The organism is Serratia sp. KH_031 (genome assembly GCF_057839655.1).
Genome location: NZ_CM174496.1, coordinates 790,107 through 803,874, shown reverse-complemented (window position 1 = coordinate 803,874; position 13,768 = coordinate 790,107). Strand labels below are relative to the sequence as shown.

Annotated in this window: 11 protein-coding genes; 2 read left to right on the top strand and 9 right to left on the bottom strand. The window is 48.7% G+C overall.

Features of this window, described 5'->3' with window-relative positions:
• Positions 1 to 298: 298 nt before the first annotated feature.
• The 5 genes from AC3ISQ_RS03550 to AC3ISQ_RS03530 form a co-directional block, all read right to left on the bottom strand.
• Positions 299 to 2,407 carry a YjbH domain-containing protein gene (locus AC3ISQ_RS03550; RefSeq protein ID WP_489350604.1) on the bottom strand — a complete coding sequence of 703 codons (2,109 nt, stop codon included), beginning with the start codon at positions 2,405 to 2,407 and terminating at the stop codon, positions 299 to 301.
• Positions 2,404 to 3,153 (bottom strand): capsule biosynthesis GfcC D2 domain-containing protein, encoded by a 750-nt coding sequence (locus AC3ISQ_RS03545; RefSeq protein WP_489350602.1) that lies wholly within the window; start codon positions 3,151 to 3,153, stop codon positions 2,404 to 2,406. Before AC3ISQ_RS03545 ends, AC3ISQ_RS03550 begins: the two co-directional genes overlap by 4 nt.
• Positions 3,153 to 3,797 (bottom strand): YjbF family lipoprotein, encoded by a 645-nt coding sequence (locus tag AC3ISQ_RS03540; RefSeq protein ID WP_489350600.1) that lies wholly within the window; start codon positions 3,795 to 3,797, stop codon positions 3,153 to 3,155. Before AC3ISQ_RS03540 ends, AC3ISQ_RS03545 begins: the two co-directional genes overlap by 1 nt.
• Positions 3,798 to 3,860: 63 nt before the next feature.
• Positions 3,861 to 4,145, bottom strand: coding sequence for an exopolysaccharide production protein YjbE (locus AC3ISQ_RS03535; RefSeq protein ID WP_489350598.1), 285 nt, complete (start codon positions 4,143 to 4,145; stop codon positions 3,861 to 3,863).
• Between the two features lie 925 nt (positions 4,146 to 5,070).
• Entirely contained in the window at positions 5,071 to 5,991 is a 921-nt protein-coding gene (locus tag AC3ISQ_RS03530) for a LysR family transcriptional regulator (RefSeq protein ID WP_489350596.1), read from the bottom strand.
• 175 nt (positions 5,992 to 6,166) lie between these two features.
• On the opposite strand from AC3ISQ_RS03530, the gene AC3ISQ_RS03525 reads away from it, so the two are divergent.
• Both AC3ISQ_RS03525 and AC3ISQ_RS03520 read left to right on the top strand, forming a co-directional pair.
• Positions 6,167 to 6,751, top strand: a complete 585-nt coding sequence (locus AC3ISQ_RS03525; protein ID WP_489350595.1) for a tyrosine-type recombinase/integrase — start codon at positions 6,167 to 6,169, stop codon at positions 6,749 to 6,751.
• 499 nt (positions 6,752 to 7,250) lie between these two features.
• On the top strand, positions 7,251 to 10,418 hold the full coding sequence (locus AC3ISQ_RS03520) for an autotransporter outer membrane beta-barrel domain-containing protein (protein ID WP_489350594.1): 3,168 nt from the start codon (positions 7,251 to 7,253) through the stop codon (positions 10,416 to 10,418).
• 114 nt (positions 10,419 to 10,532) lie between these two features.
• Here the strand turns inward: AC3ISQ_RS03520 and AC3ISQ_RS03515 are convergent, their stop codons facing one another.
• From AC3ISQ_RS03515 to AC3ISQ_RS03500, 4 genes are all read right to left on the bottom strand, one after another.
• Positions 10,533 to 11,837, bottom strand: a complete 1,305-nt coding sequence (locus AC3ISQ_RS03515) for an FKBP-type peptidyl-prolyl cis-trans isomerase N-terminal domain-containing protein (RefSeq protein ID WP_489350593.1) — start codon at positions 11,835 to 11,837, stop codon at positions 10,533 to 10,535.
• Positions 11,834 to 12,277, bottom strand: a complete 444-nt coding sequence (locus AC3ISQ_RS03510) for a hypothetical protein (RefSeq protein ID WP_489350592.1) — start codon at positions 12,275 to 12,277, stop codon at positions 11,834 to 11,836. The genes AC3ISQ_RS03515 and AC3ISQ_RS03510 overlap by 4 nt, the downstream gene beginning before the upstream one ends.
• 63 nt (positions 12,278 to 12,340) lie before the next feature.
• Entirely contained in the window at positions 12,341 to 13,027 is a 687-nt protein-coding gene (locus AC3ISQ_RS03505) for a LuxR C-terminal-related transcriptional regulator (protein WP_489350591.1), read from the bottom strand.
• 45 nt (positions 13,028 to 13,072) lie between these two features.
• Complete coding sequence (locus AC3ISQ_RS03500) at positions 13,073 to 13,756, bottom strand: LuxR C-terminal-related transcriptional regulator (protein WP_489350590.1); 684 nt, start codon at positions 13,754 to 13,756, stop codon at positions 13,073 to 13,075.
• Positions 13,757 to 13,768: the final 12 nt, after the last annotated feature.

Below are 13,768 nucleotides of genomic sequence, written 5' to 3'. Positions count from 1 at the left end.
CTTCATAAAATTGTTCTCTATCTGTGAAAAGACAGTTTAAAAATAGCTAACATTGCAGGTTTCTGCTGGATATAAATCACAATTTTTTATTCATCTACCGACAAGGACTGATCCGCTGGATAAAACGCGCCTTCCACGGCGGTTTGTGTCAGGGCAAGTGAGGGCGCGGCTGCACTCATGTGTTGACCACAACAAAGCAATGGCTATATGAGCCCTTTAGACTATGAGTGACAACGACGAGCAGCCGCTTGAAAAAATGTCCGAAAAACTGTTGCCAGATCAGTTTAGTCTGTTTCTTTTACTCCGTGCCTCGCGCATCGGTGAAGTCATACAACGAGTAGCGTTTCAGCAGCGGCTGACCACCGTCACGAGTCAACGGAACCCAGTTGAAACCTGCGCTCACGTTAGTGGGATGGGTGCTCAGCAAATCCAGTGGAATCGAAATATAGAATCCTTTGGTGAAGCTGCCTTCGCCGTAATCATGCGACGAAACGTTGGTCAGCGTGGCATAAGCCCCGGCAGTAATCCCGCTGGCAAAGCGACGAGACACATCTAACGTGCCGCCTTTATCGCCCGCCAGATAACGGCCGACGCTGACTTTCACTTGGAATTCCTCCGCAAACCATGGCTGCCAGTAACCAGTCACATGCCCGGTCGTGACGCTGTAATCCGCCATTTTCATCGGATCATTCCAGTCACGCTGTTTCACCCAGTTAAGATCAGCACCGACTGCCCACTGCTTATCTAGCGGACGGTACAGCACTTCGCTACCCACACCGGCAAACATCATCTCCAGATAACCGCCGTAGTTCTGCATATACCAACCCTTACCCAATGCGCCAATACGCGTGAGCTGCAGGTTGTTCAGATACAGATCGCTACTGTCTACGTACGAACGAATATGCGTACGCACTTGCGGGATATGGCTGTCTGGTGGTGGTGCGGTGAAGTTGAACTGATCGTAGTTGTTGTACAGGTTAAGCCATGCCACACCGCCAACAACCCAATTGTCGGTAAGTTGATAATCAACGCTACCGCTCAATGCAATCTGGTACATGTAGAACGATTCTGGCCCACCGAACGACTGGTTTAACAACGGCGACCAGTCGAAACTCCATGGTGATTTTTTATCAGCGAACTGTGCCTGAACATTCTGCGGTTGTTGTGGCTCTTGCCGAACATCAATGTTTTCTGGTTGCACGGCACCCAACGGCACACCGCTAAACGCGTAATCCAATGAAGCAACGTCACTGCGATGGCTAACCAACGGCAGGCGGCCGTTGTTTTCAGTCACCACAATCTGACGCGTGCCTTCCGGCAAGTTATTCATCATGATGCGATTAGCACGTTCAACCCCTTCGGTACGGTCACGGTAATCCGTTTGTTCACCCGTGATGTAAACCGTATCGCCTGCCCGTTCAATGGCCGGTGAAGACAAACCCGCGTTATCACGCAATGCGCTAAGCTGGGCATTTGCAATCTGCGGGTCAAGATCAGCAGGCTGAGTCGTTGGATTAAAGACCGGTTTGGCCGGTTTTTGTGCCGGGCTACGCATAGATTCAAAGTTGGTTTTCAACGTCACGCCGAAGGTCAGCGTATTGCCGCGCTCGTAACCGAGGTTTAGATCACCCCAATCGCCTAGGCGATACAACATCCCGACGTTAATTGGCGTGTCTTGGGCTAGGTTTCCAGCCCGATCGTCGCGGTAATCATTGGTATCGTATTCCACCTTAAAGCGTAATGGCTGCCAGGGGGTCTGGTATTCCACGCCTCCAAAGATAGCCGCTGGCCCATGGAAGAAACGGTCGGCATCGACTGAACCGCCACTGCCGCTATAACTTTCGTCACGTTGGCAAAAACGGTCGCTCGCTTTGCAGAACGGGTTAGTGATATTGCCGCTATTAGCGACATAACCCCAGCCCATGCCGAGAGAGAAATCAAACGGACCGACCGCTTTGCTGGCAACCAGGTATTCGCTGTCGAACAGCCCAGTACCACCAATATCTCTGAACCCGAGCGATATATCTGGCGTCCAGCGAGTTTCTTCCCACAGGCGGGCTTTAAGATCGATGGCTTTATCTTTATAAGTCTGGTCGCCACTAAAATCTTCCGCCCCGTAACGGCGAGTACGCACGTCGGTATAACGAATCGTGGTTTCCAACCACGGCATTAACTGCAGCGATAACGACCAGAAACGATACTGATCGTTATCGCGATAGTTCACGCTGAAATCCCCGGAAGGAGCCATGCGCGCGGTCGGTGTTTGCAGCAACCCGACACCACCAAAATCTGACTGCGAAGGCGTGACGTAAGGGGTGTACAACGGCGTGCCCCAGTCGGCATTGGCTGCGGTACTCAAGCCGCCAAGAGACAACGCAATCATAGAACTGAGAGTAGTGAGCTTCATGGTGCGACAGTCCATTGTGTAAGCATGTGGATGATGTCTTGATTCAGGGTCTGGTAACCCTGAGGTAACGTGGAGGTTTGCAGGTTCAACCAAATCTGGCTGCCGGGCTGTGGCTCATGGTAGCGACGGTTCCAGTAACCTGTGGCAACCGTCTCAGTGGTACCATCTGGTGCAATTACTGTGACGGTATCCGCATCAATACCCGGCTGTTGTTGGTCAACGTCCACGTAGGCAGACGTCTGTTGGCCTGTAACCCAGGTCACCGTAGTGTGCGAACTGTTCCACAGAGTAAGGTCGCGCAGGGGAATAGTGCTGATATGCAGACGATAATCACCCGCGAGCTTCGGCGAAAATTCAGGTTTCAACCGCACGACGTCCGGGTCCAGCGACAACGGATACGCCCCAACCACTTTCAGTTGTGCAATGCGCTGACGTAATACATTAATGCGTTGCGCCTGGAGGTCATCGCCCTGCGTACGTAACTGATCGGCAAGCGCTGCAAGTTTTGCGATAAGCTGCTGCTGACGTTGTTGCTGGCCTGCATCGCTTAACGGTGAGGAAAGCAGCGCTGAGCGCCAGTCGATCCCCGCAGGTAGCGTTGGATTAGTCACCAGTTCACTCAAGTCGTTAGCGCTAACGGTTACTTCTGAACAAGCGGGCTGACAAATAAGGGTGACTTGCCCCTGGCTGTAACTCATCGGGGCGACCGCCAGCATAGTGGCGGCGAGCAATAGAGGTTTCATCATCAATCCCAGGGTTTAAGTAGAGTGAGTGACCACACCGGGCCGTGAGGATGCAGGGTTTGTTCGCTGTGAACTATCTGCCCGGTTTGTGCATCAACCCAGTAACGCTGGGTATAACTGGCGCCGTCAGTTTCTGCGGTAACTTGTTCTTCCAGCAAACGGTAATTACGGGTGGAGTCAAGAACCGTGAAATCCTCACGGCCTGCCCAATGGAAACGTGAAGTCACCGAAGCGGCATGGAAAGACTCTTTCTGCCATTGCGCTTGCGAACTCCACTGCTGCCCTTCCTGAATCGTTAACGGGTTGGCTAATGGATCGGGCGAAGCACTTTCAAGAGCCAACAAGTTATCCGGGAAACCAATGGTTTTAATAATGCGCCCATGACGGGTGGCAACCATTTTAGAATCGGCCGTAAGCCATTTCTGAATATTGTTTTCGTTCCATGCCAGCACGATAAACGCCAGTGGGCCGTCATCCACTTTAAGTGACATAGAAGCATAAGGGACGCGATTCACTTTATTGTTGTCGATATCCGCATCCTCCGAGGTTAAAGACTGTGTAATAGTCTGATAAACAAAACCGGGGCGATATTGGCTACAGGCGCTGAGTAAAATAACCGCGCAGACCAAGCATATTTTTTTATACATATAGACGCCGTAAGCTGGCAAAAAAGTGGGGTTCGAAAAGAACCCCATGCATAAGGAAAGTAATTAACGCGTGGAGGTTGTGGTGCTGGTGCTGGTACCACTAGCAGCACCGCTGCCACCACGGTTATTGCTTGCTACTGAGGCACTAAGAGCAAGTACACCAACAGCGCCAACACCGATAGCAATACCAGTACCGGCAGCGAGACCAGCAGCAACGGCACTACTACCTGCTGCGGTACCAGTAGTCGTGCCGGCAGCAGCTCCGGCAGCAGTTTTAGTTGCCGCCATGGATGTCATTGGAACAGACAGAGCACACAGCAGCAGCGCACATAATTTATTCATTTTCATTTAAAGTCCTTAGTTATTGTTTCATTGGTGTATTTTCCTAGTGAGACATCCACGTAGAAAAGTAGTGAATTAATCGTCATTAATTCAGAAAATATATTTCACATACCCAAAATTCGCGGAAAAATTTCCATTTGATAGACTCAGCACGGTCAAAAATGGCTAACCTTACCGAACAACAACATCCATTTTGCATTGAAGCGATACAAATCAAAATGAGGGAAAACAAGCGAACACATTCATTCAAAAGATGGCATGACGCTGTGTTTTTAGAGTATGAATCCGAAGGGGGGATTTTCGAATAAACTCTATTTTTCCAAGTGTAAAAACTTTAACAACTTGATTGAAATTGAATTAATGTTACAAAATATTTCATGACACAACTTCCTTCAATAAAGATCATCACACTGATTTATAATAAATTTCTTACAAACACACCTATAACCCATGTAGAGCAAGGGATTGCAAAATGTTAACGCCGTCTTATTTCTCGCTTGAGGTTAAAAAATGGACTAAAAATAACAAAAGTCTGATTTTTGAGTTTTTTCTAAAAATGAGAAGTGGCGTGATAAATAATGCCATACCTTCGCAAGCTAATTAATAAAACATTAGGTTTATTAATTCACAGGGCAAATAAGTCGATTCAATTTAGTTAAGCTAGACTTATTGTTAACCGTGCGTAAGCATCACCTATGTTGGTCTAATTTTCACACCAGTGTATTTGAATTCACGTTGTTCAAAATATGAATGTAGTGGCACTCGCTCACCCGAATCACTTACTGGCGTAAGCTCATCGGGACTATGAGCCCGGAGGCTCACCCTTACGGGCCAGCGCAAGCGCTGTTCAAACCGGTCTGACGACCGATTTGTCACTGCGTTGCCGCCTTGATGCAACTCGTATTATTTAGGGTGTAGATCGTGATGAAGTTCAAATATATTCTTCCATATCTGATGCCCCCGTCTTCATTAATCTAATCATCTCCCTGATAAACTCGTCGTTCCTTCTATATTTATGCATATAGGCGTAAATATGAGATTTTCTCTCTTTGATGAAATCTGCACTCACTTCGCGCACCATAAAACTCTTTTTAAGTAATGGTACAAAGAACGTGGGTATAATCATCAATAGATCACTATTTGCCACTGCCAAGATCAAGGTCATCATTGAGTTGGCACTGAGTACAACATTTTCATTCCGTTTTTCAATAAAATCTTCCATGGCATTTGTCAGTTCAGAATACACCTCAATGGACGACCAAATCGCGTGATTTTCTTTTAGATAGTCACGCTCAGTAATCACCTCCCCGACTCGGGGATGATGACTCCGACAAATAATCGTTAACGAAACATCAAAGAGATGTTCACTGTAAATATTAGCATCTCTTTCCAATGAAAAGCCGATATCCAAATCAACTTCACGGCGGCGTAGTTTATTAATGCGCACATATGAATCTATGGTCGATTGCACAAAATTAAGATGGTATTTCTTTGTCAAATTTTCAGTTTTCAAGACATGGTAGGATAACCAATATTCAATGATACCATTGGTCCGTACACGATAACGTTGCCGCTTTCCCACATCAGAGGGGCTTAACAAGGTCGTGACTGACTCTAGGTCCTGCAGGATCGGGATATAACGCTCATAGAGCTCAAGAGCTAAAGGGGTGGCCTGTATGCCACTTTTACCCCTGATAAACAAGGGGTCATTATAGTGTTCCCGCAACTTCTTGATGGCATAACTCACCCCTGATGGCGCCAAACCCAGTTGCTCTGAAGCCGCAGTCATACTTTTAGTATCAACAATAGCAACCAAGTACTTAATCAAATTAAAATCGAAGTTTTTTTGCATTTATCTGTCTTCTTATTTAGACCATTAGTCCCTTCGAAGTGTAGCTACTTCTAATTTTTAGAAAATGACTTTTCTACCCAATTGATTGATACGAAATGTCTCATTGTAGTCAAATAGCCCCACACCGAAAGCAAACCTCTTTCGAAAAATTCAAAAACCTCTGGAGCTATAAATCATGACAACGACAACAGCAATGACGACAACAACGACAACCAATCGCAAATTTTTAAGTTCACTTGAAGTCGGACGCCTACTGGAGGTTATTCCCGAAACGGGCAATACTCTGCGTGATAAATGTATGCTACTCATGTGCTTCATTCATGGGTTACGTATCACTGAGCTACGCAGCCTGCGGTTGCAGGATCTGGATCTAGAGGAGAATCGTTTGAGTGTGAATCGACTCAAAAACGGCTTTTCCGTACAGCACCCAATCCAAGGCCGTGAAAAAGAACTGCTCCTCAAATGGTTAGCAGAACGCCCTCGCTACCTAGGAGCCGATGGTGAGTATCTATTTCTTTCACGCAATGGTGGCACGTTATCTCGCCAACATCTGTATCGCCTCATCCGCAAATACGGTGAGATGGCAGAGATAGAAGTTCCGGTTCACCCTCATATGTTACGACATGCTTGTGGTTATGCGCTGGCGGACAAAGGCGTGGATACCCGGTTGATCCAAGATTATCTTGGCCATAGAAATATTCAAAACACCGTTATCTACACGGCGAGTAATGTCGAGCGTTTTAGAACTATCGAGATTTAACTTAGCCTTTAACGATATTAATGACATAAAAATTTCGACCATACTCATATGACAGTCTGATCACCCATTTCATTTGCAAACTGACAATAGAAGTTATTCTCTCAGTTGACTGTGAGTTAACGACCACTCATGACAAAAATATAGACATATGGAATGGCTATATTTGTGTCATGAGGCAATTAATAAATCAGTACAATATACTCTTATTCTCCCCAAGCCCCCCTACGGTATTAAGCCCTCTTTCACCGCCATACTTAACATGCTATTTATAAAATCTGTTGACCTATCTGTTAGGTAACCTGTGATACCTATCATATGGAAAACAAACTAAACCAGCACAAGGATGTTCAGTATGAAAAAACTTTCATTGGCCGTGTCTTTAGCGTGTTTGTCGACGATTAGCCATTACTTACATGCCGCAGACAATTATCTCGTCTACAACCCTCAGGGGAGTGCCGTATTTCAAGTGAGATTCTTTGACGTGGGAGATGGTCCCTTTATGTCTAGCGATAACACGGCGTTAGAATCAACCTGGAATATCAACCAACAACAGAAAGCAAAAATACTCGACGCTATGCGTTACTGGGCTGAAATTATTACCCCAGAACCAGAACAGCTACCCGCCATCATCAATGTTGGCACCTTTGATATCGCCAACGCGGCGGGTCAGAGCGACCGGATAAACAACGGCGAGTTATCTATCTCACAGTTACAAGGCACATTAAATGGCATCGATGTGGGAGAGTTGTCTTTTGGTTCTCATGCTCAATTTGTTATCGGTAAGCTGGAATATGACCATGAGCCCTATGTACCCGCCCAATTACCCCGTATAGGTCAGACCGATCTTGAAATCGTTGCCGCTCACGAATTGGCTCACGGGTTGGGTATCGAAAATATGGTTTATGACCGTGATGGTGCCGATACATTTACCCCTATTTTTAATCCTGATGAACCTTTTAATTTATGGACCAAAAACCTACGGGACGACAACGGGAACCCGGCAAAACCCGGCCAAGTGATCCTTTGCCAAGGGTGCAATAATCCTTACGATCCGCAAGGGTTCGATGTACGGCTCGATAAAGGCTATTTTGCTGGCAACAACGTCACTGAAGTATTGGCCGGAGCGATGCCTGGCGTCCCGGTAAAAATGCTAAATGATGCAGGTACGGTTGATAATAATTACATGAGCCATAGCGAGCTGAAAAACAGCTTGATGAGTCACCAGAATTACCGCAACTACACCACTTTTATGGAAGCGGAACTGGCTGTGCTACAAGATATGGGTTACCAGATAGACCGACGTAACTTTTTTGGTTTCTCAATCTATGGCGATGGTCAAACCTGGGTTAATCAACACGGCTATTCCCTGCGTGATACGCAAAACAAGGCTTATATTCCCGGTCAGTACAATACCGCGACATTAGGCCTCGGTCTGCACGTCTATGGCAGCAATAACCGGATATTCCAAGAGGCGGATCTGCTCACTCAAGGAGCCGGTGGTGCCGGTATTCGCGTGGATGGGCAGAACAACAGGCTGAGCATCGAACCCGGCACACGTATTTATGCGGATGGAATCAATGGGCGAGGCGTCATGTTTACCTATGGCAAAGATCATAATCTAACCCAGCGCGGTGAGGTTCAAGCCTTGGGAACAAACGGCGTCGCACTCAGTTTTGACTTTGGTAACAACCTGCTGGGGAATAGTAGTGAATACCGAGGCTCCTATATACGCACAGTAAACGGAGATCCGGTGGCATTAATGCCGGAGTTAACCGGAGCACTGGTCAATAATGTCGATATCAGTGGACGAGTGGCAGGCCAAGGCGCGGCGATTTATATGTCGCAAAGTGCACTCGTTAACCACGTCAACATATTAAACGGGGCTCAGTTAGTCGGGAATATTTACTCCGATTACGACCAACGGGATGTCTATGGGCAACAACGCCTGACACAGTTCTCTTTTGGTCATTTGGCTGATTCACAAGGGTGTGCAACTGAGCAAATCGATCCTAACTTCACGTTTAATTATCAAGGGAACATTGAAGGTATTAATAACTTGGCATTGAATGCCAACGGCGGGATAACGTCGCTTAATGGCGAACATCAGATTTACAGTATGTCCATCGCTCCGGGGGCTACATTGGCCGGGAACAGCGATTATGTTCTGAATCAGGCCGGCAGTTTTGTAAACAATGGCATCCTCGCACCGGGTAATTCATTGGGGCAAATAACGGTAACAGGGAACTACCAACAAGGTGTGAATGGGCAACTGCTGCTTGAGTTAGATGGTCATGGCGGACATGACCGGTTCACCGTCAATGGCAATGCTACGCTTAATGGTCAGCTAACCTTTATTCCACAACGCGACTGGTACGCCACAAACTGGCAAATGGGCTCGACGGATCTGTTTAATGCTGCTGCAAGCCATGGCGAATTCAACAGCGTAAACAGTCAGCTCAACTCCCCCACTCTAACATTGCAAACCCTTTCGCAAGGGGCAAATACTTGGCAACTGAGTATGCTGCGTAAGCCCGATGCTTACAGCCAGTATGCGCAGGACAATAATAGTCAGCAGGTAGGGCAAGCTTTGGATCGCATCGTCTCTATTGCACAACCGGATATGCAGCCCTTGTATACCACGCTCGATTTTTCTGCCGCTAATGGCAATACCATCAGCAGCGCGTTAAAACAGCTTTCTCCCGCAGGTTATAGCACCCTATTTGCCAGCTCTCTCAACCGAGAGCAACAGATAGCCGACATCATCAGTGGCCGTCATTTTGCGACAGCACCAGAACAATTAGTGGATGATGAGTGGCGGAGTTTTGCCATCCCTTTTGGTGGTGGTTTCTGGCAAAAAAATCAAGGTAATCACGTAGGCTATAACGCCACCAGTTATGGCGTTGTCTTTGGTGCTGAAAAGCAAAGTGCAGATTATCGGAACTGGGTATTTGGCTTCCACGGTGCCATGAGTGGTCAGTCAGTCACGGTTAAATCACCGGAAAACGGGACCGGTAAAACTACCGCTTTCGATATCGGTATACAGGCTCGTTATGCTGAGGAGCGACAGAAAGGCACCTATCTGTTCGGCAATGGTCGGTTTGGATACGAAGATGGGCAGATGGATCGTAGCGTGAATGTAGAGAACTATACCGCCAGAAACCATGCTGATTGGAGTGGGTTGACGGGCTCCCTGATGGCCGGAGGCGGCTATCGTTGGGCACTGAGTGAAGGTTTCAGCGCCGGTCCGCTGGTTGCGCTGAATTACACGACATTATCTCGTCGAGGCACCACAGAATCTGGCAATAATGGCAGTCGCTTACAACTGGATGCGAATACCTTCAATTCGCTACGTTCTAGCCTTGGTGTCAACGGTCATTGGGATCTTCCGCTCGCTTCTGGTTCCGTGATCACCACAAATCTGCAATTGACTTGGGATCATGAACTGCTGGATACCGATTTGGTACAAACAGCCAGCTTTGCTAATTACAGCAGTGCCAGTTTTAGTAGCAAGAACACAATAGTCGGACGTGATTCCATGGGGCTAAAAGCCGGTGTTCGCTACCCAATAAACCAAGATGTTGAATTGGGTGCGGGAGTCGCCAGTGATCTATTCCGCTCGGGCTACGATTCACTCTCTGGCAATGTGTCAGCCACTTGGCATTTCTGATGCCATATTGATCCAACGGCGGATCTGTACAATCTATTTGTTTTAAATCTGCCTTTACTATCCCCCAATCATACTGGGAGTACCGGGAGAATAGTAAAGGCAATCGAATCGGTGTTATTTGCTATCGGCCAATGACTTCTTGCTTTCCGTGGCTCCCACTTGTGGGATCACATCCAACACCCGAACCGTATACACCATGGTGGAGCCCGGCGGGATTGACGGCGGCAACCCTTTGTCGCCATACGCCAACGCAGGCGGCACCACCAACGTCATGCTGCCGTGGTTTTGTAGCTGCCCCAGCGCAGTTTTAAACAGCGGGGGATAAGCATTCAGTGGCTGCGATATCGAGGTGTTAGCAACCTCCATATCCTTGATTACCGTGCCATCGGTCAGGCTCTCTTTCACTACGATGGCGACCGTATCATCGCCAGCCATTGCCCCTTTACCTTGATAATCAATCCGGTAGTAGTAACCGAGTGCGGCCTTTTTCGCCCGTGGTTGCTTTTTGAACGACTCCAGATATTTACTGCCCTTGAGTTCGGTCTGGGTTTTCAGCGCTTGATCTTGGGTCTGCTGCGCAGTGGTTAACGCTTTCAGAGCCTGAGTGACTTTGTCGGCTGAAAGGCGGTATTTGCCGCTAAAACTGTCTTCCACCCCCGCCAATGCCAACGTTTTATCGACGGTGATGCCATCACGGCTACGCTCTTCCAGCAACGCCAGTATTTCTGCGCCCAGCTCAGTACCAATCGCATAATCACGTGCGCCATCGCCAGTTTGCGGTACGGTGACGGTCGGTTTTTGCGTTTGTTGGGCTTTCTCCAGTTCGGTTTTCATCGCCGCCAGTTGGGCTTGTAATGCGGTGCGTTCGGTCTGATTGGCAGTTAACGTCTGTTGCAGCGCCGTGCGTTCATCTTGGTTGGCGGTCAGCGTTTGTTGCAGGGTGGTTTTCTCGCTTTGTGTGGCTTTCAGCGCATCGGTTTGGCTTGCCAGTTGCTGTTTCAGGTTTTCGTCGTCTTGCTGCATTTGCTTGAGCGTGGCTTGTAACGTGGTTAACTGCGCATTGTTTTGCCCAGCATCTGAAAGTTGTTGTCGTAGTTGAGCCAGTTCAGCGGTCTGTTGACTGGCTTTGGCTGCCAACTGATTAATCACCGCCTGCTGCGCCTTGAGCTCACGCAGGCTGCTACTTTCAGTTTGATCCTTTGCCCGGTTTTGTTTCACCCGATGCGGTACCGGTTTGGCCATCTCTTCCGCTGCCGAAGCCACTTGTGATGGCGTTAAATACAGCAAAGCCGGCGCCTCATCCGTTTGTTGGGTGATGCTTTCCAGCGAATCCAGCGTTTGTGTTTGGGAGGCTTCCTCGGCCTGTACGCCGCCGCAGGTCAGCGCCAGCAGGGCACCACAGACTAACCGATGTTTCATTTCACACTCTCTCCACGCCGCACCAGTGCCTGCAGCACATCACGTTCAATGTCGGCACACACCAGATTGGTTTTGTATTTATACAACGCATCTAGCGTGTATTTGGTTTGACTATTCACCGCTTCTCGCACTCCGGTATATACACCGGCACTCGACACCAGACTGTCGAACTGAGCTTTGCGCTGTGCATACAGTTTGGCGTTAAGTTGTTTGAGCGAAGCCAGTTCGCTCTGGCATTGGCCGATTTTTTCGCGCCCCGGACTGGCCGGTGGCGCCGGTGGTGGTAGCGGAATACTCTCCACTTTCGGGGTCGATAGGCTGGCGGTAACCGCGCGGTTTACCGGCTTTTCGGTTTGTGGCGGTGCACTCTGGCAACCCAGCAACAACAACGATATTCCCAACACCACAGGACGGGACGATAAAAGAAAAATTCGCTTCACAATAAACTCCTGTAAGACACGACAACGCGTGTATCCTGAGCCCTTCGCAGGGCAGATGAACTATCAATAAAATCGAACGAGGTCCCTGCCCGATATATCAGGTTGCCAGGCCATCCTCGAGTGCACGCGCAGGCTGTCCATCAGCACCGATTGCACCGCCACCAGTTGGGCACAGTGCACTATTCCCATTTTGTGCATAGCGCGGCTTTTTTGCGCGGTCACGGTTTTCACGCTGCGCATCGTTAATCCGGCGATTTCCCGCATCGAATGTCCTTGTACCAGATAACACATCACGCGGGATTCGGCCGGGGACAGTTGTTCGCGTTGAGCACCCACAGGATTATCCCCCTGAGTCATCGCACCCGCGCGCTGCAACTGCACTTTCCAGTCTGCCAACGGCAAGGCCAATGTCACGATGCTATCCACCCCGCACCGTTGTAAGCTCGACACCAAAAATGGGATAGGCACATCCAACACCACCATCAAACGCAGCTCAGGATGGGTAGCGCGCAGGGTGTGAATCAAACGCATCCCTTGCTGCACATCGTCCTGATACACATGCAACGACAAGATAATCACGTCCGTCGGGCGCACCAGCAAACGCTCAACCTGCTGGACGTCGTATTGATCATGCTGCCAGACCCACTGCGCCGCACCACAGTGGCACAGTGCCTGCAACGCCCGTTGCACCATTTGGCACGAAGACACCACCGCCACAGAGAGCACAGGGTTGTTGTTATCGAGGTTCATTACTCAGTTACCTGTGTGGATTAACGTCCGGTTAACGCCAGTTTATCAGTGAGCGTTATCGGTGAGTGTGTTTCCCGCTAGGACAACTTCATTGCGCGGGATCTGGAAAAGCTCCGCATCACTACGAACCCCTAGCTTACGCATACTGTTACATTTGTGCGCACTGATGGTCTTGATGCTGCGGTGATATAAGGTGGCAATTTCGCTCAAGCTCAGCCCAGCAAACAGGTGGGTCAGCACATTACGTTCGCTCTTGGTCAATGTGCTTGGTGCCAAGCTCAGCGCTTCCCAGTCTCGTTTGAGGCTTCTCTTGATACTGGAACTACAAACCCGCCGTCCTGTTAAAGCCTGCCGCATATCCTGACGGATCAGCTCTGGCGGCTCATACCGGGCAATCAGGCTAACCCCACTCAAGGAGTGTAATAGCGTTAAGATCGCCATATCGCGACTGGCGGTGTAGACCACGATTTTTAACTGTGGGTAATGTGCGCTCAACAACCACAGCCGATCGGCCATCTGTGTTTGATCTTCTGGTGTCCCATTCAGTTCGACCACCAACAAAGTGATGGGGATCTCCCGTAGCATTTTTTCTAATGAAATCAATGACGATGAATTCAGAACACAGCAATAACCAGGATGTAAATCTTGAATAAACTGAGCGATGCCCAGTTGGGTCAGCGGGCTGCTGGCGATGATAGCCAGCGTATTATTTTCTAATAAATCAGTCATGATTATCCTCCC

Bases quoted from the DNA above. Each gene is read 5' to 3' on its own strand.
- AC3ISQ_RS03505 (WP_489350591.1), bottom strand. From the start codon at position 13,027: ATGAACCTCGATAACAACAACCCTGTGCTCTCTGTGGCGGTGGTGTCT.
- AC3ISQ_RS03535 (WP_489350598.1), bottom strand. From the start codon at position 4,145: ATGAAAATGAATAAATTATGTGCGCTGCTGCTGTGTGCTCTGTCTGTT.
- AC3ISQ_RS03550 (WP_489350604.1), bottom strand. From the start codon at position 2,407: ATGAAGCTCACTACTCTCAGTTCTATGATTGCGTTGTCTCTTGGCGGC.
- AC3ISQ_RS03545 (WP_489350602.1), bottom strand. From the start codon at position 3,153: ATGATGAAACCTCTATTGCTCGCCGCCACTATGCTGGCGGTCGCCCCG.
- AC3ISQ_RS03540 (WP_489350600.1), bottom strand. From the start codon at position 3,797: ATGTATAAAAAAATATGCTTGGTCTGCGCGGTTATTTTACTCAGCGCC.
- AC3ISQ_RS03530 (WP_489350596.1), bottom strand. From the start codon at position 5,991: ATGCAAAAAAACTTCGATTTTAATTTGATTAAGTACTTGGTTGCTATT.
- AC3ISQ_RS03520 (WP_489350594.1), top strand. From the start codon at position 7,251: ATGTCTAGCGATAACACGGCGTTAGAATCAACCTGGAATATCAACCAA.
- AC3ISQ_RS03525 (WP_489350595.1), top strand. From the start codon at position 6,167: ATGACAACGACAACAGCAATGACGACAACAACGACAACCAATCGCAAA.
- AC3ISQ_RS03500 (WP_489350590.1), bottom strand. From the start codon at position 13,756: ATGACTGATTTATTAGAAAATAATACGCTGGCTATCATCGCCAGCAGC.
- AC3ISQ_RS03515 (WP_489350593.1), bottom strand. From the start codon at position 11,837: ATGAAACATCGGTTAGTCTGTGGTGCCCTGCTGGCGCTGACCTGCGGC.